At 43.5% G+C, this 23,456-nt stretch carries 16 protein-coding genes; 11 read left to right on the forward strand and 5 right to left on the reverse strand.

Annotated features, from left to right (window positions below; all coding sequences use genetic code 11):
• Window positions 1-45 precede the first annotated feature (45 nt).
• Window positions 46-942, reverse strand: coding sequence for a 2-dehydropantoate 2-reductase N-terminal domain-containing protein (locus tag MHI25_RS15825; RefSeq protein ID WP_340393523.1), 897 nt, complete (start codon window positions 940-942; stop codon window positions 46-48).
• Between the two features lie 161 nt (window positions 943-1,103).
• Here MHI25_RS15825 and MHI25_RS15830 point away from each other — a divergent pair, with 161 nt between their 5' ends.
• The 11 genes from MHI25_RS15830 to MHI25_RS15880 all read left to right on the forward strand — a co-directional run bounded on the left by MHI25_RS15830 (window position 1,104) and on the right by MHI25_RS15880 (window position 17,795).
• Window positions 1,104-1,682 (forward strand): TetR/AcrR family transcriptional regulator, encoded by a 579-nt coding sequence (locus MHI25_RS15830; RefSeq protein ID WP_340393524.1) that lies wholly within the window; start codon window positions 1,104-1,106, stop codon window positions 1,680-1,682.
• Between the two features lie 594 nt (window positions 1,683-2,276).
• Window positions 2,277-2,840, forward strand: coding sequence for a TetR/AcrR family transcriptional regulator (locus MHI25_RS15835; RefSeq protein WP_248548297.1), 564 nt, complete (start codon window positions 2,277-2,279; stop codon window positions 2,838-2,840).
• 25 nt (window positions 2,841-2,865) lie between these two features.
• The gene (locus tag MHI25_RS15840; RefSeq protein WP_248548298.1) at window positions 2,866-4,101 is read left to right on the forward strand and encodes an MFS transporter; all 1,236 of its coding nucleotides are present in this window, start codon (window positions 2,866-2,868) and stop codon (window positions 4,099-4,101) included.
• A gap of 5 nt (window positions 4,102-4,106) precedes the next feature.
• Window positions 4,107-5,318, forward strand: a complete 1,212-nt coding sequence (locus MHI25_RS15845) for an FAD-dependent monooxygenase (RefSeq protein WP_076184978.1) — start codon at window positions 4,107-4,109, stop codon at window positions 5,316-5,318.
• Between the two features lie 142 nt (window positions 5,319-5,460).
• Window positions 5,461-7,203: a histidine kinase gene (locus MHI25_RS15850; RefSeq protein ID WP_340393530.1), complete on the forward strand. Its 1,743-nt coding sequence runs from the start codon at window positions 5,461-5,463 to the stop codon at window positions 7,201-7,203.
• Entirely contained in the window at window positions 7,200-8,795 is a 1,596-nt protein-coding gene (locus MHI25_RS15855; RefSeq protein ID WP_340393533.1) for a response regulator, read from the forward strand. The genes MHI25_RS15850 and MHI25_RS15855 overlap by 4 nt, the downstream gene beginning before the upstream one ends.
• On the forward strand, window positions 8,792-10,534 hold the full coding sequence (locus MHI25_RS15860; RefSeq protein ID WP_076302101.1) for an extracellular solute-binding protein: 1,743 nt from the start codon (window positions 8,792-8,794) through the stop codon (window positions 10,532-10,534). The genes MHI25_RS15855 and MHI25_RS15860 overlap by 4 nt, the downstream gene beginning before the upstream one ends.
• A 227-nt stretch (window positions 10,535-10,761) precedes the next feature.
• Window positions 10,762-14,112: a glycoside hydrolase family 9 protein gene (locus MHI25_RS15865; RefSeq protein WP_076184974.1), complete on the forward strand. Its 3,351-nt coding sequence runs from the start codon at window positions 10,762-10,764 to the stop codon at window positions 14,110-14,112.
• Window positions 14,113-14,233: 121 nt separating this feature from the next.
• Window positions 14,234-15,193, forward strand: a complete 960-nt coding sequence (locus MHI25_RS15870; RefSeq protein WP_340395684.1) for an ABC transporter permease subunit — start codon at window positions 14,234-14,236, stop codon at window positions 15,191-15,193.
• 13 nt (window positions 15,194-15,206) lie between these two features.
• Entirely contained in the window at window positions 15,207-16,142 is a 936-nt protein-coding gene (locus MHI25_RS15875; protein ID WP_081383287.1) for a carbohydrate ABC transporter permease, read from the forward strand.
• Window positions 16,143-16,232: 90 nt separating this feature from the next.
• Window positions 16,233-17,795, forward strand: coding sequence for an ABC transporter substrate-binding protein (locus MHI25_RS15880; protein WP_076309449.1), 1,563 nt, complete (start codon window positions 16,233-16,235; stop codon window positions 17,793-17,795).
• A 102-nt stretch (window positions 17,796-17,897) separates the two neighbouring features.
• On the opposite strand, the gene MHI25_RS15885 is transcribed toward MHI25_RS15880, so the two are convergent.
• From MHI25_RS15885 to MHI25_RS15900, 4 genes are all read right to left on the reverse strand, one after another.
• Entirely contained in the window at window positions 17,898-19,658 is a 1,761-nt protein-coding gene (locus MHI25_RS15885) for an ABC transporter ATP-binding protein (RefSeq protein ID WP_036677200.1), read from the reverse strand.
• Window positions 19,658-21,409, reverse strand: coding sequence for an ABC transporter ATP-binding protein (locus MHI25_RS15890; RefSeq protein WP_076130605.1), 1,752 nt, complete (start codon window positions 21,407-21,409; stop codon window positions 19,658-19,660). Before MHI25_RS15890 ends, MHI25_RS15885 begins: the two co-directional genes overlap by 1 nt.
• 119 nt (window positions 21,410-21,528) lie before the next feature.
• Window positions 21,529-22,584, reverse strand: coding sequence for a HAMP domain-containing sensor histidine kinase (locus MHI25_RS15895; RefSeq protein ID WP_081383288.1), 1,056 nt, complete (start codon window positions 22,582-22,584; stop codon window positions 21,529-21,531).
• A complete protein-coding gene (locus MHI25_RS15900) occupies window positions 22,581-23,255 on the reverse strand; it encodes a response regulator transcription factor (protein ID WP_036677195.1) in 675 nt (224 codons plus the stop codon). The genes MHI25_RS15895 and MHI25_RS15900 overlap by 4 nt, the downstream gene beginning before the upstream one ends.
• Window positions 23,256-23,456: the final 201 nt, after the last annotated feature.

Below are 23,456 nucleotides of genomic sequence, written 5' to 3' on the forward strand. Positions count from 1 at the left end.
GTTTTAGTATTAAGTAATATGGGCTATGAACTCATTTGATAACTTTTATGGAAAAATTTGCTTGGACAAAAACGAAAACTTCTCATGAAACTTTTCATCCAATAACATTATTTCTGCTTTTCTGCTGATAGCTTGGTTTCCAAACTTAACATCAATGATAAATTCATCACTCAGCATCTGCCGATACCGGGATATAATCTCTTCTTCCATCAATTCTCCCATTGACTTCGTTTCGGTCGGGATTACAGGGATTCCAGCTTGCTCTACCAAGTGAAGATTTTGTTTGATATCTGTAGCTACTTTGCTAAGAATGCTTTCACTTATTGCTGTCTCAATATCTACCATTCCTTCATTCGTATAAAAATGCTTGTTGACTGCAGCGAGTGCAGCATGTGAAACATGAAATGCTTGAATATCTTTTTGTATTTCATAATGCATTTCAGCTGTTTCGAATATCAAAGCAAGCTCCTTAACTCTTTCGGTCGTTTGTCCATTTATTTCACCAAAATAAGTTTTGGAACCAAATTGAGCGTATAAAATATCCTCTTTAATGTCTCCACCTGCACCAGGGAAACCTGGAAGTAACCGATCACCTACGATCTCTAGCCAGGAATTATAACCAATAGTGTTGGTCAGTGTAATTATTGTTTTGCTCTGATTATTTTTGATCGCAGACAGGGCAGATTCTGCCTGATCATATCGTACAGGAACAAAGATAAAATCATAGATGTCATCATCTGCAAGCTTTTCGACCGTCTTAATGGATAGTTGCTTTATCCTTCCGTTGTCGTTGTATCTCAAACCCTTCCGCTTAAGTTCATCCAGCCTTTTTCCCCGAGCCAGTAAAGTGACGTCAAACCCCGATTGTGCAAATCTAAGAGCGTATAAACTGCCAATTACGCCAGCGCCAAATATTAGAAGTCTATTTTGTTTTATATTCACTATTATCATTCCTTCCTACTAACTAGTCACTGATTGTTTAAGCAACATCTGTTTGATAAGATAATAGTATGGCAAGTTTATGCTTACAACCGTCAGTGTAAGAAAAGAGTTGCATAGACAACAAATTCCGATAATTGATGTTTTAGAAAGGGGATATTCAGATGGTACATCAAGAAGATCCGAGAGTAATACGGACTCGCCTGTTAATAAGAGAAGCTTTCAGAAATCTTTTACAGACTAAAGGATTTGATTCAATGACAATAAAAGATATCTCACAGAAAGCTACGATAAACCGGGCTACTTTTTATGCTCATTATGAAGATAAATATGCTTTACTCAATGAATTTACAGAACAGTCTTTTCATCAAATGATTCCTGAACAAGTAATAAATGCACGGGAGTTTTCAGATGAAATATGTAACCAGCTGATCTTGTTGACTCATCAGTACATCGTTGATTTTTATCAGAAATGCAGAATGGATTCCAAATCCATTGCTAAGCTGGTGGATGAGAAAGTGAAAAATATGCTGCAGCAAATCATTGAAAACATATTTCTGAGAGGGGATAAATACGATATTGCAGACCGCCAACATACAAAGATCATTTCAGCAATGACAGGTTCAGCGATCTATGGCGCTGCATTTTCTTGGTTAATTGAGGGGGAGGCTGATCAGACCGATTTACTTGTGGACATTGTTCGTCCTTATGTAATGAGTGGCCTGGGACTCTTGATAAGATAGAATAGGAGCGCTTACAAGTATTACTCTCGGGACAAATCCCACGAACATTAAAATTTAATCACTTCGCCAAGATTATTAGAAAGGTGGAACCTATGGTTGATTTTGACTGGTCATTTTGGGAGACGGTATTACTATTTTTCATGCTCATTTTTTTCGAATCACCAGTAGGTATAATTATCGTAATTATTTTTGTTATTATTTTTATTATGTTTATAGTTGATAAAATCAAGAGAAAAAGAACAAAGAAAAAACAATGATTAACTTAGCTTTGATATCCATGATTTATATGTGAAAATTTAAATAAAAAGGATCATATTGTACATATCGCACATATTTAATCAGTCATCGAATCCTTAATTGCAAATATCCACGAAAACTAACGCTTCGGACCATTCCGAAGCGTTAATTTTTGTATGCGCAAGTTATTTTTCGTCATCTACCGCATGCCTAAATCCAGAAAATAATAATTTTCAAATTAACTATTTTAAATTTTATGAAAATGATATAAGATAGTGTAACAAATGAAACGATACGTATCGTTCTATAATTACATCCTTTTAATAACTTAAATAACATCTAGGAGGTGAAATGAATATGAACGTGAAAAACAAAGAACCTCGAAGTAAAAAAGAGATTCTTACTGCAACACTTGAAATGTTAGAATCCAACAGTTATTCAACTTTAACGATTGAGGCGATTGCAGCACAAGCTGGAGTAGGCAAAACAACCATCTATAGATGGTGGGAAAATAAAGCGCGTCTTGTACTGGACGCTTTTCTAATGACCGTAGAATCAGAGTTTGAATTTGATAGTAATAAATCCATTCAGGATAACTTCAAACAACAGCTTGAAGCTTTAGCTCGTATCCTCAATAGCAAAATCGGGAAATCCACTTTAACTATAGTTACAGAGAGCGAAGAAATCGCGAAAGATTTTTACGTATTGTTTTTAATGACAAAAAGAAATGAAGCCAAACAATTACTCCAAGCAGCCATAGATATGGGAGAATTGAAACCAGCAATCAACCTTGATATAACTTTAGATCTGCTTTATGGTCCCATATACTTTCAAATTCTCATCTATAAACAAATTCCGGATGCGGATTACATAAACGATTTGTTGATCCATGTCTTGGAAGGCATCACTGTTGCAAATTAATAGTAAACCGGGGGATATTTACTTTATGAATCAGACGATAGACGTTCAGAATTACAATAAGAACTATTCATTAATGACGATTATTTTATTTTGGTGTGGATTAGTTATTTTAACTAGCATGTATATTACAATTCCATTATCCGAAGTATTTTCACATGCCTTTCAGATTAGCTCGAGTGAGGCGGCTTGGATTGGGAGTTCATTTTCTCTTTGTTATGCTCTGGGCTGTCTTTTGTATGGACCTTTTTCAGACAGATATGGACGTAAAGTATTTTTAGTAGCCAGCATTATTGGGTTAACCGTAGTTACGCTTGCATTAGGATTTGTGGATAGTTTTTACGGGCTTATTATGCTCAGAGGAGTGCAAGGCTTAGTGGCTGCTGCTTTTGCACCTATTGCGCTAGTGTATGCAGGGGAGATGTTCCCGCCTCATAAAAGACTAACAGCCGTTGGATTTATAAGCTCAGGACTGTTAATGGCAGGTATAGTAGGCCAGGTTTTTAGTGGGATTGTTAACGAAGCTCTTGGCTGGCGTGCTATTTTCTTTATTTTGGGAATTGTGTATGGTATTACTTCAGTGATAGTAATGAGGTTCCTTCCTAAAGATGAAATGCAAAGACCGAAAGAAAATGTTCTGCGGAAGTTTAAACAAATGACAATTCTGCTAAAACAATCACAATTGCTTTTGGCTTTTGCGATAACCTTTATGCTTCTATTAACTTTAGTTGGCATGTACACCGTTTTGGGAAGTTATTTAAGCTCAGCTAAGTTTGGTCTTTCCTCACAGGATATCCTTTATATTCGTGCATTTGGAATCGCGGGGATGCTTTTATCACCCTTTTCCGGAAGAATTGCTCAAAAACTTGGAATGGCCGCTGTTCTAAGGGGAGGCTTAGCTTTAGCTGCAATTGGGTTGCTTGCTCTAGGTTTTAGTACGAACCTGCCACTTCTTGTCCTAATGAGCGTTGTATTTGTGGCTGGTATCGCGCTGGTAACTCCCGTTATCATCTCAATCGTCAGTCAATTAGGGGGAAATGCAAGAGGGTCTGCGATTTCATTCAATGCATTTATTCTATTCCTAGGCGCTAGCACAGGCCCGATATTAGCTTTGAAATTACTAAAAACAGAAAATTATTCGTTATCCTTTACTATATTAGGTTCTATTCTTTTATTAGGTTTTTTAATCTCTCTTTTTCTTAGATTATCGGCTAGGGTTCCAGTAGTGAAAAATGAACGGGCTGCTACTTTACCCACAGAGTGATAGGAATGAATAAAGAAACGGAGATTTGCATTGTTGGTGGTGGACCTTCTGGTCTCTTTCTAGGGCTGCTGTTAGCCAAAAACGGAATTAGAGTTACCGTACTGGAAAGTCAAACAAGCTTTAATCGCAAGTTCAGAGGAGAAGTTCTTCAGCCTCGATTTGTAAGGCTCATGAAAGAGTTGAATCTGGAACAGCGTCTTGAAAAGTATGAGCATATAAAATTATTTAATGCTGAAATATGGAATAATAAGAAATATATCACTCAAATTGATTATGAAAAAGAAATGCCGGAGGGACCTTACGCAATTAAAATAAAACAATCCGTCCTGTTAACTTTTCTTTATGATCTGGCAAAGGATTATAGTAATTTTGAGCTCATTTTTAACGCAAAGGTCACTTCAACTATTAAAAGTGCAAATCGAACAGTCGGAGTAAACGCCTTAGTAGATGGACAAATGACTGCGATCCATGCTTCTTTAGTAGTCGGAGCGGATGGACGGATGTCCACGGTTAGGAAGACAAGCGATTTTTCTTTTAAGTATAAAAAAGAAGATTTTGATTTAATCTGGTGCAAAATATCGACTAATGAGTTCAAGCTAAATCAAAAACTCCTTTTCAGATTGTCTGATTTTAGTAACTTCATCGGGCTTCCTTATTCCTCTGATTGTGTGCAGATAGGTTTTACAATGAAGAAAGACCAATGGAATTCCATAAAAAGCAAAGGCATCGAACCATTAAAGCTTGAATTCATAAAGGCCTTTCCCGAGCTTAAAGAAGACATTGAAAAGATCATTGATTTCAAATCGTTTGTTTCTATCCAATCAGAGACTTTCATGGTGGACAATTGGCATAATAAGGGTTGTATTCTAATCGGTGATTCTGCACATTGTTCCTCACCACTCGGAGCTATCGGATTGTCCTTGGCTTTTGAAACAGCGCTGGTCGCTGCTGAACTTATTGTTGCATCAAAATTAGAGCCAAATCATGAATACAAGTGTTTAGATCGTTTGCAGCCCATTCGTAATCGGGAAATTCGTTTTGTGCATTTTGCTCAACAGTTGATAATCAGCATGACCGTTAAATCCCCTAAAGGGGTTAAAAAATTCTCGCTAGCCTGCATGAAACTGATGGGAAATAGCAGGATCGCAAGATATTTAATGCGGAGATTCTTTTTGGGGAGTCCTAAAATAACGGTTGATAATGCCTTCAAATTTTAACGCAGCCTCATTCCTAAGTAGAGTTCATTGGGAATGAGGTTATTTTAATTTGCTGAAACGCAAAGAATTTGTATAGAAAACGCTTTCTATCCATTGTAAAATACAGGTTGAGGTGTAATTACAAAACAAGGATGGAAATCCCATGCGGATCAAATTTAATATTTTTCAGAAAATGTTAGTGTTGTTGCTGATTCTGCTAACTCCGGTCGTGGCGCTGTACTATTATTCTACCTCTAAGAGCATCAACGTCATACAGGAGGAGCTTATCAAAGCCAGCCTGAACCGGATGGAGCTTTTCGTGGCACAACTGGATGCCAGCATTGAGAAGTTCGACTTAGTCTCCGCACCTATGCTCGTTGACACGAACGTGCTGGAATACCTTTACAACCTCAACATGAGCGATTATTCCCTAATGAAGACAAGGCTGCTGATCCAAGAGAAGCTGTCACTGGCCAGCGCATCGGGCAACTGGCGCAATGACGTGACCGTCTATTTCCCGCAACGAGACGATAGTATTTCTTCTTCCCCCTCCTATGAATATGACCTTAAAGAGTTTGATAGCCGATTTTCGCTAGGGTGGAGCTACAGCGAAGATTTGGAGATTGGCTCCGGTTTTACTCGAACTTATGTCACTACGGGTTACAAACCAGCCCGTCCGGACGATCTGGATGTTGCCGTTCGCATTAACCTCTACAAGTGGAGCTTTGAAAATTTGCTTGATACCTACAAATCTGGTCACTCTGACAACCCGTTTTTTTACAAAGAAGGACATGCCATCATCGCCAGCCGATCCGCAGATGGGCCCAAGATGGACCAAATTATCGCGGAATTAGGCGACAGGATCAATAGCCGGGATTCAAGTTTTTTAATTCATTCCTTCGACGACAGGCCTTATCTGATTACCTATTATTATTCCAATATTCTTGAGTGGCATCTCGTCGATTCTGTTCCACTTAACCAGATTATCGGACCTATCAAGCAACAGAGGTTATTATTTGGAGCTTCTTCGATTATTTTGCTCCTATCCTGTATTACCGCCGCGTCTGCTTTGTACTGGAACGTACATCGACCTATCTTCCAACTTGTGCGTGCGGTGCAGCGGATTAAGGAGGGCGATTACGCGTACCGGCTACCGAAGAAATCAAACAATGAATTCACGTTCCTGATGCAGAACTTTAACGAGATGGCGACGCAGATCCAAGATCTCATCGAGAATGTCCTACAATCGCGTATCCTTGCGCGCGATGCCACGCTAAAACAGCTACAAGCACAGATCCATCCTCATTTTCTGTACAATTGTTTGGGTTTCATCATTAATATGACCAAAATGGGAAAGAATCGGGCAGTTATAGACATGGCGTATCATCTGGCCGACTATTACCGGTATACGACGCGAATGGATAATCAAGGAGTCAGCCTGGGTGAAGAACTGGCGTTCGTGCGCATTCACCTCGAGATTCTACGGCTTCGCAATGAGACACTGTCCTACAGCATCGAACTGCCTGAAGAGTTGGCGGAGCTGCGAATTCCCCGGCTTCTTATCCAACCAATCGTGGAGAATGCGATCGTGCATGGACTTGAGAACGTCGAATATCCAGGCCGGGTTGAAATTAGAGTTTACGTCAATGAAGACCAATTGCACTTGGAAGTGGTGGATAACGGAAAAGGATTAAATAAAGAACGGATGGACCAACTGCAAATGGAGCTTCATATTCCGGCCAGCGAATATGCAGGCTGCGGTCTTTGGAACGTATATCAAAGACTGCAAGGCAACTTCGGTTCAGACGCTCAAATTGAGTTTTGCCCGTCCAGACTGGGTGGTCTAAACGTGAGGCTGATTTGGAGACAGGGGATGAAAGAAGAAACGAAGGAGGAAGAGCATTGAATAGCCTGCTTGTAGTTGATGACGAGAAACATTATGCGGACAGTCTGGCAGATACGATTCCATGGGAGACACTTGGTATCTCCCGCGTTTGGAAGGCTTACAGCGCGAGCGAGGCACTTGCTCTGATAGACTCCTTCCCCATTGACATCCTTATGACGGATATCCGTATGCCACGCATGAACGGCTTGGAACTGATCGAACAGGCCAGGCTTCGTATTCCAGGGCTGAAGTGCCTGCTGCTCACAGGTTATGCGGACTTCGATTACGCCCGAAAAGCGATTGAGCTGCAAGCGCTCGATTACCTGATGAAGCCCGCGAAGGACGAGCAGCTACTTACGGCAATGGGCCGGATCATTAAGCAGCTTGAGCAGGAGCGATCAATCGAACAGGGCTTCCGTATCTACCGAGACAATAGTGCAGAACTGAAAGCAGGGTTGTTGCTCAAAGTGCTCAGCGGAAATCTGAATGGCAAGGCGCTTGCGGAGAAGTTAAAGCTGTTTGACCTCCCTCTTCCAATACCAGGTCATGTCTCGATGTGCCTTGTCCGGTTGGGTTCCCCTTTCGACGGACAAGATCTCTATTCGCAGTCACTGATCCGGTTCGCGATAACAAACATGCTGGAAGAATTGCTGATGGACCGCTATGACTGCTGGTCGGCTGCGGATGATGAAGGAAACCTGCTCGCTCTGGTATACGACCTATCAGGAGCACCACCCGAACCGGAATGGGTGCTTGAGCGGATAGAGCGATTAAAGAAAGAAGTACAGCGTTTGCTTAAAGGTGAAATTTCTGTAGGAGAAACCGACTGTCTATTCCCGGAAGAACTGCAAGCTAGTTATATGACAGCTAAATCACGATTGGATAGTGACAGTTTTTCGGATGGGCAGGTGCCAGAGCGGAATGAAGAGGAAGCGCGTCTTATGCGCAAGCTCTATGAAACGCCTCTGCTGACACATCTTTTGGAAACGGAGCAATGGGAAGCGGCGGAAGCTAAGATCCGAGCGTTCGTGTCACCGCTTATGCATACAGGTTCACCTTACCTCATGCGCGACGTCTTTTTCTTTCTCTCCAATGCCTTCCAGTATATCGCGAATCGCAGTGGCAGGACGCTGGCCCAAATGCTCACTCCTGAGCAATCGGCTTTCGTAAAAGGAAAAGCAATGCTGCACGCGTCGCAGCTGGAAAGCTGGGCGCTCGACTTACTACGCACACTTCGCGATAAGCTAGGGGAGGAGACCGAGGACCACAGCCAGGTGATCGTCCGGAAGACGCAACTCTACATCCAGAAGGAGCTGGACAAGGACTTGTCACTTACTTTGCTGGCCAAACGCGTCTTCGTACATCCTAACCATCTGTCAAAAATCTTTAAGCAGTGTACAGGCACTACCGTATCCCAATATATTTACGAGCAGCGTATGCTCAAAGCCTGCGAGATGCTCAAGCATACAAATAATAAAATCTACCATATTGGTGAAAGCATTGGCTATCCCAATACTAACTGGTTTATTCGGAAATTCCGTGACTATTATCAGGTGACGCCGCAGGAATTCAGGGACAGATACCGATCGGGAATGGAGGGATTGGGCCGGTGAAGAAGCAAAAAAGAAAGGCCATCTTTCTATGGGCAGTTCTGAGCGGAGTGCTGCTAGTTTCCGGCTGTTTAAGTAGCACAGGGAAAACGGCACAGAATAGTACATCCAATGGGGAAAAGAAGCCGGTATGGGACTTTAAATACGATCCGCCTATAACGATCACAACAGGAATCGTAGACGAGAATCGGCCTAACGCATTCAAGCCAGATGAAAGCCTTACAGACAACGTGCATACCCGCTGGATGGAAGATAATCTGGGAATCGTCACGAAGTTTGATTGGATTGTCAGCAAGTTCGAAGATGCAGATACCAAAATTCGGCTCGCGCTGGCTGTGAATGGCAAGCTGCCGGACACCCTTAGCGCTGAAGGAGACATCCTGAAGTATCTGCTCAAAGCCGACAAGTTGCTTCCGCTGGATGATGCCATCGAGAAGTATGCTCATCCTAAGCTAAAAGAAGCGCTGGAGAAGTACGCTTATACCATGGCAGAAGTGACCAAAGACGGCAAGATATATGGACTTCCCCGTTTTAGTGCAGGAGATGAGGGAACGGTCATGTGGATCCGTAAGGATTGGCTTGAGAAACTGTCGCTGAACCCGCCTACGACGATAAGTGAGTTGGAGAACGTGCTGAAGGCATTTTCTGAACAAGATCCTAATGGGAATGGCGAAGATGACGAAGTTGGTCTAGCGGTTCCGCTGAAGGAAGGTCCCTGGAGCTGGATGGGGCAGACAGATGCGATTGCCGGAGCTTTTTCAAGGCAGATGATTAGCACGTCTGACATCAAACTGTTCTGGAATGAAGACGAGAAGGGCAGCTTGATCTTTGGCGCCGTACACCCGGATGCTAAGAAATACCTGGAAACGATGGCATCCTGGATGGCGAAGGGCTATATGGACAGGGATGCAGGCATGCAGGACCCGAGCCAAGCGTCCGAACTGGCGGTTAACGGAATGGCCGGTGTCATGTTCGGCCCGTTTTGGATGGGAGCCTGGCCGCTCGGCGATACAGTGAAGGTCGATCCCGAAGCGGCTTGGCAGGCTTACCCCCTTCCTGCCGGACCAGATGGGTTAAAGGGCAAGGCACAAAAGCCGTTGTACGGTATCTACACGGTGTTCAGCAAGGATTTCACGAATATGGAAGCCTGGTTCGCTTATTATAACAAATTGCTTGCCAAAAATTTCGGCCCGGATGACCCGTACTTCGATCCCCGATTCGCAAAAGGGTTTCACGAAGGTTACGATTATGTGATCATGAACGACAAGGTCATTACTGTCAATTTCGCGACTGAAGGCGTGCCAAATGATAAGTGGCCGCTTGCGGACGGGTCTTCAATGGATATGCGCTGGATGCTCTATCCGCTGACAGGTGGCGCTCCAGCCTTGCCTTATATGAATGCGGATGCAATCAGAAAATTATCTGAAAATTCGGAAGCCATAGTGACGACGCCGATCGAACAAGCCATTAAAGGTTTAAATTCGGCTCAACTTACGGCGGCTGGGGTGGCGATTGCCGAGCAGGGACTCGAAATCCCAAACCGATACCACGGACCTTTAACGGACGGGATGGAGAAACACGGAGTGTTCCTGCAGAAACTCGCAACGGAGAGTTATCTGAGCATCATTTATGGCGAGAAGCCGATCTCCTACTTTGATGAGTTCGTAGCCCAATTTTACAAGAATGGCGGCGACGTAATCACGAGAGAAGTAAATAATTGGTACATGGAAAACAAGCCATAATATTGTGGCTTGTTTTCTTCTATGTTCCTTTATTTCTTCTATATAACAGGATTAACTTCGTGAATTAAAATGATTTTATTAGAAAGCGTTTTCAAAAAAAGAGGTGATGGTATACGAAGTTAATCATAGAGTAACTCTCACTAACTAAGTGTAAACTTTCGAACTGATTTTTGTATGAAGCGGAGCGAAGCAGTTTATGCTCACAAAACTTTTTAGGAGGAGAGGTAATGAGGAAAAAAGTAAGCGTGTTTCTGGCATTAACTATGTTTGTGACTATCTTTTTTTCAAATCCGATCAAGACTAATGCGGCAACCCCAGAAGCGCCTGCAGGGTGGAGAGACTTACTAGATTACCAAATATTCAGTAATATATCCGACGGCTGGGCAGGAGATAGCGGGTTTGGATTGGAGACGGAGAACAGCAAGCTTCCCATTGATTCTACAGCAATGTACAATGGATTGCCTTCATTATTGTTGAATGCGAAGACGCCTACCAGTCCTTCCTGGTACAACGCTTTAATTACGGTTGCCGGCTGGAAAGCATATGACTTTACCTCTTACCATCCAAATGGATTCCTTGAGTTTAATATCAAAGGAAATGCGGGCGGAGAGTCCTTTTTACTGGGCTTCAAAGACCGGGTATTCGAAAGAGCTGCCGGCAATGAAATTACCACTACAGTAAACATTAACAACTACGTCAACATTACTACAAGTTGGACCCATGTGAAGATCCCGTTAAAGGATCTAATTCAGGTCTCCCAAGGAATTGATGTATCTTCCATAGATGCATTATCCATCAAGAATAATGGTTTTCAACCTTTAAAAGTGTGGCTTAATGACATTAGGGTTACGTCTCCCGATAAGGAGAAAGAGTACGCCCCCATCAAGGTCAATCAATTAGGGTATCCCGTAGATGGAGTAAAGCAAGCGCTTGTAACCGGTTTTGAGGATGTGCTCACGGTCGATGCAGGTACTACGTTTAACATTATTAACGCCACAAATAATTCGACAGCTTACTCCGGAACGCTTGTACTCACCAAAAATTATGATGCTATCGATAGCGGGGAGCGTATTTTTACCGCCGATTTCACAAATTTAACGATTCCGGGAAAATATTATGTTTCAGTGCAGGGTCTTCAGAATTCGCCCAAGTTCACTATCGGCGAAGCTAACGAAATCTATGAACCCTTTTTAAATGACGTAACGAGATACTTCTATTACCAGAGAACCGGGATTAATATTACCAGCCCATACACTCAAAATTATCAAAGAACAGATTTTACTCCTGACACCGCAGTACCTTTAATGTCCAACCCTTCCATCAAAAAAGATGTTTCCAAGGGATGGTACGATGCGGGCGATAAAGGCAAGTACGTTAACGCAGGAGCCAAAGCCTTGTCGGATCTCTTCTGGGCCTATGAAATGATGCCGGAGAAATTTACAGACAATCAATTTAATATTCCTGAGAGCGGAAACGGCATTCCCGACATCCTGGATGAGGCAAGGTGGGAACTGGAATGGATGCTCAAAATGCAGGATGCTGCAACTGGCGGTTTCTATGCGCGAGTGACCTTTCAGGATGACGACAATATGGTAGACAGAGAAATTATCGATAAGGATACGGTAAGCTCGCGGACTGATATCAAAACGACCGCCGATACAGCTACCGCAGCCGGTGTATTGGCACATGCCTACTTAATTTATCAGAATATTGATCCGGCTTTTGCCCAAAGTTGCTTGGATGCGGCAATAGACGCATGGGGGTACCTGGAAGCACATCCGGAAAATATTCGGACGCCTAACACGGGCAGATGGCCTTACGATGTGACGGATGACGCTTCGAATCGTCTGTGGGCTGCAGGCTCCCTGTACCGATCGACCGGCGATGCCGAATACAATGATTATTTCCTGGCGAATTACACCGATATGGGAATATTTTTTGAGGATACCCTTGATTTCGCCAGTGGTTGGGCAAACACCTGGAATACAGGCTTCTTCAGTTATCTGAAAGCCGCTAATCCGGACTCCGGAGTCTTAAGCTGGTATTCGGATAAATTCCAGCAATGGTTCAATGACAAAGTGAGCAGATATAACGATAGCCCTTGGAAAAGCATCATAAAAGATGGTAACTACTATTGGGGAATCACCATGCAGGTTGCGGACACACCGATGGAAATGATCATCGGTACGAAGTTACTGGGAACTTTTGAGAGCAACCGCGCTATCATTAATGAGATTAACAATAGTCAGTTAGACTGGATTCTTGGCCAGAACCCGGTAGGCGTATCTTTTGTATCAGGTTACGGCGATAACAGCGTGAAATATCCGTTCAGCATCATGTATAGAACAGATGGATTACCTGGTGTACCTAAGGGATATCTTGTCGGAGGACCGAATAAATACTCCAACGACATAACCGTAGGAAACCAGATATCAAGATTTGCAGCCAAAAACTATACCGATAACTTCCAAGAATGGACTACAAATGAACATACCGTTTATTGGAATTCAGGGTTGGTATTCATTGCCGCATTCGCAACCGGAAATAGCAGCAACTCGACCATTAGTCCAACGACTGCTGCCTTTGATAAGAAAACAGCAAATCAAGCTGATATTCCGGTGACTCTAACGTTGAACGGCAACACGCTCACCGACATTAAGAACGGTACGACATCTCTCGTTGTGGACACGGACTATACCGTTTCGGGCAACACGGTCACTCTACACAAGAGCTATCTCGCGCAGCAGCCAATCGGCAAGGCGAACCTCACTTTCCTGTTTAACGCCGGTTCATCTGCTACGCTATCCGTTGCTGTGAACGATTCGTCGGTTATTAACTCGACGATCAGTCCGACGACCGCTGCCTTTGACAAGCAAATCGCGAATCAGACCGACATTCCGGTGACCTTGACGCTGAACGATAACACACTCATCGGCATTAATAATGGCACGACTGCCCTAGTTGCTGGTACGGACTACACCGTATCAGGCACGACAGTGACGATTCAGAAGGCATATCTGGCTGCCCAACCGGTGGGAACAACGACGCTGACGTTCAACTTTAGCGCAGGAGCAAGTGCGAATCTTGAGGTCTCCGTGGTCGATACCCCCACTGCCGAAAGTGGATCTATCAAAGTGCAGCAGTACAATTCTCCTGTTACGGCAACGAGCAATTCGTTGAGCCCACGGATAAAGCTGAAGAACACCGGTACCACTGCCATCAATCTGTCCGACGTGAAGCTTCATTATTATTACACGATCGATGGGGAGAAGGACCAGAATTTCTGGTGCGATTGGTCCACTGTCGGCAGTAGCAACGTAACTGGCGACTTCGTCAAGTTGCCGGCTCCTTTGACAGGAGCTGATCATTATCTGGAAATCGGCTTTACGAGCGGAGCCGGAAGTTTGGCAGCTGGAGCCAGCATTGAGCTTCAGATCCGCGTGAACAAGACCGATTGGACGAACTACACGCAGACGGGAGATTACTCCTTCGATCCGACCGATTCGACTTACACCGATTGGAGCCATACAACTGGCTATATCGCAGGCGCTCTTCAGTGGGGAACAGAACCTCAATAAGTAACGTCACAATTGACGTTACGGCTCAATAGTGAAAACCTGAACTCCCCATTACCGCCTAAACAACGGTGTGGGGAGTGTGTAAGACAGTGAAAGGAGTGCAACAACTCTATTGAAAGCTATGCCGCTTCCTACAAATAAGAAACCAATACGTACTGTACGTAATTTTTCCATCGTGAAGAATCTTCGTACTTACTGGATGTTCTACGCAATGATGCTGCCGGGAATCGTTCTGCTTGTAATAAATAACTACATCCCTTTGTTCGGGATCGTTATTGCCTTTAAAACAATCAATTACCAGGACGGAATCCTGGGAAGCCCATGGACAGGGATGAAGAATTTCGAATATTTGTTTGCCTCGAAGGATTCGTACATCATCATTCGCAACACATTGCTTTATAATTCGCTGTTTATTGTATTGAACATGGCGCTTCCTCTAGGGTTCGCCTTGATGCTTAACGAGATGAAGAACCGCTTCCTCTCGAAGCTACACCAAACGATCATGTTCCTGCCATACTTCCTGTCGATGATCGTCATCTCGTACTTAGTGTATGGGTTCATGAGCGACGAGCGAGGATACTTCAACGGCACGTTGCTGCCGGCGCTTGGTCTTGATTCCGTACGCTGGTACTTCACGAAAGAAGTGTGGCCGATCGTTTTGCCGATCATTAACACGTGGAAAAACATGGGGTACTACACGGTTGTGTACATGGCAGCAATCATTGGTATCGACGAGGAGTACTACGAAGCCGCGACAATTGATGGGGCAAACAAGTGGCAGCAGATCAAGAAAATCACGATTCCCTTGATCATGCCTGTCCTCACGATTATGACTTTGCTGCAGGTTGGCCGGATCTTCAATGCCGACTTTGGCCTATTCTTCCAAGTGCCACGTGAATCGGGGGCATTGTTCCCTGTGACAAACGTTATCGATACCTATGTCTACCGCACCTTCCTGACCGTTGGGGATATCGGACTTTCCTCAGCAGCAGGCCTGTTCCAATCAGTCGTTGGTTTCATCTTGGTTTTTGTATCTAATTGGGTCGTTCGCCGCTTTAACCGAGAGAACGCGCTGTTCTAAGAGAGGAGCCCTTATGACCAATACAATGAGTAAATCCTTATCTGGGTCCAATCCAAAGAATCAGCTGTCGGGATGGGCGTCAACCCTCATCAACATCTTCTTTGTCATCTATTCGGCGCTCTGTATCCTACCGCTTTTGCTGATTCTTTCGGTATCGTTCTCCGATGAGCAGTCCGTTATGACACACGGATATCGATTTATGCCCGAAAATTTCAATCTGGCAGCCTATCGATTCCTAATGAAAGATATCAGTCAAATCGTTCATTCCTATGGAATCTCACTAACCGTCACGGTGATAGGTACGATACTAAGTGTCATCATAATAGCTCTGTATGCGTACCCCATTTCACGGAATAATTTTCCGCAGGCAAAGTATTTTACATTTTTTGTTTTTCTAACGATGCTGATTTCCGGCGGCTTAGTCCCTTGGTACTTGGTATACGTACAGATGCTGGAATTAAAAGATACACTTTGGGCACTGATCATGCCGCTGATCATGTCCGCATTCTGGGTACTGATCATGCGCACTTTCTTTAAGGAGACCGTACCTGAAGCTGTGCTGGAGTCAGCAAAAATAGATGGGGCAGGGGAGCTACGGATATTTATCCGAATTGTATTGCCATTATCTCTGCCGGTTCTAGCAACCGTTGCACTGTTCCAAACACTGACATACTGGAACGACTGGTTCCTAAGCCTAATGTTTATTACAGACAACCACAATATATCCGTGCAGTACTTTCTTTACAAGATGATGGTCAACATCCAGTACTTATCCAGTAACCCGAACGCGATGGCTGAAATTACCCGAGCTGGCGGAATGATCAACTTCCCAAGTGAAACCGTGCGTATGGCGATGGTGGTTGTAGGTGTTGGACCTATCGTATTTGCTTACCCGTTCTTCCAGAAATACTTTATCAGAGGCCTGACAGTAGGCTCCGTTAAAGGCTAAGATTGCCGATCACTTACGTGGGCACGGAAACGGCTAAAACCAGTATATGGTTTAGCATATCATTTTATTTTATGGGGGGATTACTTGAAAATGAAGGATACGAAAAGCAAGGCTTCACTGCTTCTCACACTGATGCTTATTTCAGCATTAGCCACTACGGCTTGCGGCAATTCAAACAACTCGAACAACGCTACACCGGATAATGCCGGAAAAGAAGGCGCCACACCGAGCTCATCAGCGAACTCAACCACCGATAACACATCCAATGAGCCCTCGAAGCTGGAGCCCTATAAACTAAAGCTGGTCTACGAAGGAGCTCCACAGGCGGACGAGGCTATCGTCGAGGAAGCGCTGAACAAGATCTTGACCGAAAAAATCAACGCGACGGTAGATATCGCACCAATCGATTGGGGAGCATGGGATGATAAGACTAACCTCATCATCGCTTCTCGAGAGCCCGTAGACATTCTATTTACAGCCTCATGGAACGGGTATGCAAAGAACGTTGCCAAAGGTGCTTACTTAGATCTCGGTCCCTTGCTCGATCAGTATGGCCAGGGCATTAAGGATAGCTTGGATCCAGCTTTTCTAGATGGCTCCAAAATCGGCGGCAAAAATTATGCAGTCCCTACTAATAAAGAATTGGCATCGTCAGGGGGCATTGTGTACCGGAAGGACATTGCCGATGAACTCGGCATCGACATGAGTAAAGTGCAAAAAATCGAAGATTTAGATGCTGTTTATAAGATCGTTAAAGAGAAGAAGCCAACCATGTATCCGCTGTATACAACGGGTGGCACGTTCGCCTCTCACTCCTTTGTGGAATTGGATTTTTTAGGTGATACGACGATACCTGGCGCTATCGATAAGAATGGCACGGAAGCGACAGTCAAACCGGCCGAAGAGTATCCCCAATACTTAAATGCATTAAAAGTAACCCGTGATTTCTTCCAGAAGGGGTATCTTAACAAAGATGCGGCCACTTCCCAAACGTCATCCCTTGATGCTTATAAGACTGGCAACGTATTCTCCACTGTAGAGCCTCTTAAGCCAGGCAAAGCAGAAGAAATCGCATCCGCGACAGGACTTGATGGCAAGCTTGCACAAATTACTTTAACAGGTAAAACGGTCGCCACATCGGAGACTACCGGCGCCATGTTAGCCATCTCATCAACGTCTAAGAACCCGGAACGCGCCATGATGCTGATTAACCTGCTTCATACAGATCAAGAAATTATTAATCTGCTTAACTTCGGTATTGAAGGTACACACTTTACACTTAATGGTAATGTTATGACGCAGACGGAGAAGTCAGGACAGTACGCACCGGGCGTCGCTTGGGAGCTGGGAAATCAATTCCTGAACTATGTCTGGAGTTCGGAAGCTCCAGACAAGTGGGAGCAGTTCAAAAAGTTCAACGAAGGCGCTAAATCATCGCCGGCACTGGGCTTCACCTTTGACAGCGAGCCAGTCAAATCCGAAGTCGGAGCACTAGCAAACGTTCTAAGAGAATATCAAAAGATGCTTGAGACCGGCTCGGTTGATCTGGACAAAGAATTGCCGAAATTTATCGCCGCCCAAAAATCGGCTGGCCTAGATAAAGTCATTGCTGAAAAGCAAAAACAGCTTGATGAATTCCTTGCCAGTAGATGATATGTGTTCATAGCAAATAAAGGACCTACTCATTGTTCTGGATAAGAACAATGAGTAGGTCCTTTTGACTTTCGTTATATAATTCACAGTGTCAACTAGGCTTTAAGAGGCTTGGTCGAATTGGCTATTATAAAGCTCCGCATAAAAACCATTTTTGGCAAGTAGTTCTTCGTGGCTGCCGCTTTCCAGGATATCGCCTTCCTTCAGAACCAGAATCACATCGGCGTTCTTAATGGTTGAGAGTCTATGCGCAATAACAAAAGAGGTTCTTCCCTCCATGAGCTTATCCATTGCCTGCTGAATCAAGAGCTCTGTTCTTGTATCGACTGAGCTTGTAGCTTCATCGAGGATGAGCATTGGGGCATTTTTGAGCATCGCGCGGGCGATCGTAAGCTGTTGCTTTTGGCCTGTGGATAAATTAACTTTGTCATTTAGTATGGTATTATAACCGGCACTTAAGGTCTGAATGAAATGATGCAAGCCTACCGACTTACAAGCATCTTCAACTTCTTTATCGGTTACACCTGTTTTGTTGTACACCAGATTTTCCCTGATAGTGCCCTCAAAAAGCCAGGTGTCCTGCAAGACCATACAGAATAGATCATGGATGTTTTCTCTTGTTAAGCTGCTGATGGGGGTATCATCAATATAAATCTCTCCGCCCTTTAATTCATTAAACCGTATTAGAAGATTTATCAGTGTAGTTTTACCTGCGCCGGTAGGGCCGACTATAGCAATTTTTTGCCCAGGCTTAATCTCTGCAGAAAAATCTTTAATCACAAGTTTATCTGAATTTTCATAAGCAAATTGCACATGTTCAAAATCAACTTTGCCCACAGCAGTTTTAAGATGTCTTTCTTTATGACTTTCATTGTCCATTTCGTCAGCATCGAGGAACTCAAATACACGTTTGCTTGCCGCGGAAGCCGATTGCAGACTTTGTGCGGCTTGAGCAATCTGAGAGAGCGGTTGTGTAAAGTAACGGACATACAGTATAAAGGCTACAATGACCCCAAAGGATATCGTTCCGTTCATAGCAAGTACAGCACCAACTACACAAACGGCCACAAAACCTAGATTGCCTATAAACATCATAATCGGCATCATAAGACCGGAGAGGAACTGCGCTTTAAATGCACTATCTTTGAGATTCATATTCAGGGATTCAAATGTATTGCGCATTTGTGATTCACCATTGTAGGCTTTCACTACAGTATGTCCTGTATATACTTCCTCCACATGGCCATTGATTTTCCCTAAGTATTCTTGCTGACTTTGAAAATACTTTTGGGATTTTTTCATAATTGCCGCTATGAGGCCAAAGCCAATGATAGTTGCAACTACCGCCGTAATAGTCATGATTACATTTGTTTTGAACATCATGATGATGGATCCCGTAAAGAGGGCAAGGGCAGTTACCAATGTGCCTACGCTTTGGTTTAAAGCTTGCCCGATCGTATCCACATCGTTGGTAACCCGGGACAGGATGTCACCGGTTGTAGAATTATTATAATAAGAGATCGGAAGTTTGTTCATTTTGCGTGAGAGATCGGCTCTTAAGTTTTTGGAGACCTTTTGCGTAACTGCGGACATAATTAATCCTTGTACCAAAGATAACACAGCGCTAAGGATATAGATAAATACAAGGAAAAGGCCGATAGAAGTTACTGCTTCCATATCAATTCCGGTGACGAGGCCGGCCGTGATCAAGTCTGTCATCTCCGAAAGCTTATCCGGTCCAAGCAGAGTCAGAACCGTACCGATTGCTGCACTAATAATAGCTATAAGAACTACAGGGATATATTTTCTGCAATAGTGGAGAAGTTTGCTCCACGTGTTGAGTTGCTCTTTGCTTTTGTTCATTAAGCTAGCTCCTCCTTTGAAAGTTGTGAGTAAGCAATCTCTTGGTAGACATCACAGGTCTGCATCAATTCATCATGTGTTCCCATGCCTGCCATTCGTCCGGCTTCCAGTACAATGATTTTGTCTGCATCTTTGATTGTACCGATCCGTTGGGCAACGATTAGTATCGTTGTACCGCTGGATTTTTTCTTCAATTCACTTCGCAATTTGCGATCCGTCTTATAATCAAGCGCTGAGAAGGAATCGTCGAAGATTAATATTTCAGGACGACGGGCAATGGCTCGGGCAATGGAAAGACGTTGTTTTTGACCGCCAGACAAGTTCGTACCGCCTTGAGAGACATGAGCCTCGTAGCTTCCTTCCATCTTTTCAACAAAATCTGAAGCTTGAGAGGTGTAAATGGCATCAACAACATCAGAGGACAGATCACTGCCATTATCGCCAAAAGCAACATTAGAGCTCACCGTGCCGCCAAACAAAATCGCTTTCTGAGATACATATCCCATTTTATTGCGCAGTGCAGTTTGCTCATATTGGTTAACATTAATTCCATCCACCAACACTTCACCTGCTGTAGCATCATAAAAGCGAGGAATCAGGTTCACGACGGTACTTTTTCCGCATCCGGTTGAACCGATGAAGGCTACAGTTTCTCCTTTTTTCACCGTAAAGCTGATATCTTCAATAACGTATTCTTCTGCATCCGGATATTTAAAGCTGACATTTTTGAATTCGACCTCACCCAACCGATTTGCCTTGGAGGAAGTAAGTGATCCGTTCTCTAAGCTTGGCTTAGTATCCAGCACTTCATTGATTCTTTTAGCGGATACATGGGCACGAGGCATCAGGATAAAAATCATGATCAGCATCATGAATGCCATAACCACCTGCATCGCATAGGATGAGAAGACAATCATATCTGAAAATAAGCCCATCTTCGCCGTACCATTGGCATTTTGAATCAAAATAGCACCAATCCAATATATTGCGAGACTTAAACCGCTCATAATCAGAGAAATACTTGGCATCATCATGGACAGTACATTATTGGCGAATAAATTCGTTCGGGTAAGCTCGCTGTTGGCTACGCTAAATTTATCTTCCTGGTAACTTTCCGCATTATACGCACGAATGACACGAAGGCCGGTAAGATTCTCTCTTGCAACACGATTAAGATTATCAGTCAGTTGCTGCAATTTTTGGAATTTCGGAAGCACTAGCACGATCACTATGCCGACAATAAGAATCAATACCCCAATGGCGACACCGGTAGCAAGCGACCACTGCCAACTCTTGCCTGTAATTTTGAGCATTGCCCAAACGGCAAGGATGGGAGCCTTCACCAGCAGTTGCAGACCGATGACAATCAGCATTTGCACTTGTGTAATGTCATTTGTTGAACGGGTAATTAAACTAGCTGTAGAGAAGTTGTTGATTTCTTCCATAGAGAAAGACTGTACCTTATCAAACAATTTGGAGCGTAATCTTGAAGAGAAGTTGGCGGCAATTTTAGCGGCGATCCCTGCCACTATAATTGATGTGGCTAAGCTGCCGAGGGCACAGAGCAACATCCAGCCTCCGGCTGCAATGATTTCGCTCATTTCACTCCCTGGTATCTGTACAAGACGAGTAATCTCGCTCATATAACCGGGCAATTCCAGATCCAGCCATACCTGTGTGACAATGAATAGGATGCTGATACCGATTAGGGCCCATTCCTTCGGTTTTAAGTACTTAAGTATAGTTACCATACATCTGACTCCTTTATGTGGCGTTGCTTAAATGATAACGAAAGAAGATAAACTGAAAGTTAACTTTTCTGAAAAATAAAAAAACCCTGAAAGAACGATGAGGTTCTCCAGGGCTCGCACTACATTCCAATCGGAATCGTAACTGTAAATGTGGTTCCTTGTAATGGAATGCTTTCGCAAGAAATGGTTCCATGGTGTAGATGAATGATTTTTTTAACAATTGCTAATCCAAGTCCATTGCCTGCAGTCGAGTGGGAAGTATCCTGCTGATAAAATTTATCGAATATCTTGGGAAGAGCCTCAGGATGAATACCGCTTCCGCAGTCATGAACTAGAATCACCAGGTTATCTTCGTTTTTCTTCATCTTAACTTCAATTTCACCATGCTCAGGAGTGAATTTGATCGCGTTATCCAATAAATTTAACCAAACCTGATTTAAAAGCTCTTTATTGCCGGAGAGTTCATAATCCTGAATATTAACATTCAGCTTCAGGTGCTTCTTCTCAAATTTGGCAGCCAGTAAAAGCACAGACTGGCGAATTTGTTCCCCAACATTAAACCGCATTTTGTTTGTCAGAATCTTTTGCGTCTCAACCTGCGTCAGCTCCAGTACATTCGAAGCAAGGGAGGCAAGTCTGGTCGATTCCTCAATGACAATATCTAGATATTCATCACGTTCCTCTTTAGTAAGATCATCATTCTTTAAGACTTCAGCAAACCCTTTAATAGATACAATCGGTGTTTTGAATTCATGGGAAAAATTGTTTACAAAATCAGTTCGCAGAATTTCGATACCCCCAAGCTCTTCAGCCATACGGTTAAAGTTCTCTGATAGAATTTCAAACTCTGGCGGGCTTTTGAGCTGGAGCCGCATGGAGAAGTCACCACTGGCAAGACGCTCTGTGGCCTCTATAAATATCCGGATGGATTTTACCATTTTCCGGCTTGTGATGGCTGATATCGTGGTACCGATAATTGTACAAGCGATTAATACCATTATGGGTAGTACGAATCCATCCTGGGCAAGCTCTTCGTTCAACAAACCAAAAACCTGTGCGAGAAAGAAGAGTAGTCCTGTAATCACAACGGTAATAAGAAAGATGAAAAATATGATAAGAGAAAAATAGATGGGAAGGCTGATTCTGTTGCTGAGCTTGTTACTTATTTTGCTCACTGGCTTCGCACCGCCTTGTATCCAAGACCTCTGACGGAAACCAGTTCAAACTCTGGATAAGCGTCAAACCGTTTCCGCAGGCGATTGATGTGCACATTAACGGTTGTATCCGTACTTTCACTTTCCATGCCCCATATCTCGTCCATAAGCTGGATGCGCGTGAAAATCCGTTCAGGATAGGACAACAACTTATACAACAAATAGAATTCTTTTTGCGGAAGCGTTTGTTTCTCGTCCTCCCGGGTTACTGTCAATGCGTCATAATCAAGGATCACTTTACCCACTACTAATTTACGGGCACTTGCGATTTGCGAACGGCGAAGCAGTGCTTGGATTCTGAGCAGCATTTCTTCGGTATCAATGGGTTTGGTCATATAATCATCAGTTCCAATCCGGAACCCCTTTTTCTTATCTTCAGGCAGCTGTTTTGCTGTAGCCATAAGAATGGGGACCAAGCTATCGGCATCTCTTACTTCCTTGGCGAATTCATAACCATCCATATTAGGCATCATGATATCCAGAATGATTAGATCAATATGCTGTGAATCAAGGACCTCCAAAGCTTTAACTCCGTCTTCAGCAGTTACAACATCATATCCTTCGCGTTTCAGAACAGCTTCAAGAAGTCTTCTTACATGCTTATCATCTTCAACTACGAGTATGTTAATCATTACTGTTCACTCCAATAGTAGGTTTGTATCCATTATTACCTGTGGGGAATTTGTTTTAAAGGGAGCAGAATCAATATTTATCTAATCTTAAGATTTGGTTTGAAATCCTTGTAGTCGATATAAAGTGACTCATACATAGGGAGGATTCAATGAAATGAGAGGAATAGGCAATGATTTAATACTATTATGATATCTGTTTTG

This window comes from Paenibacillus sp. FSL E2-0177, from assembly GCF_037992975.1.
Classification (GTDB): Bacteria; Bacillota; Bacilli; order Paenibacillales; family Paenibacillaceae; genus Paenibacillus_AQ; species Paenibacillus_AQ odorifer.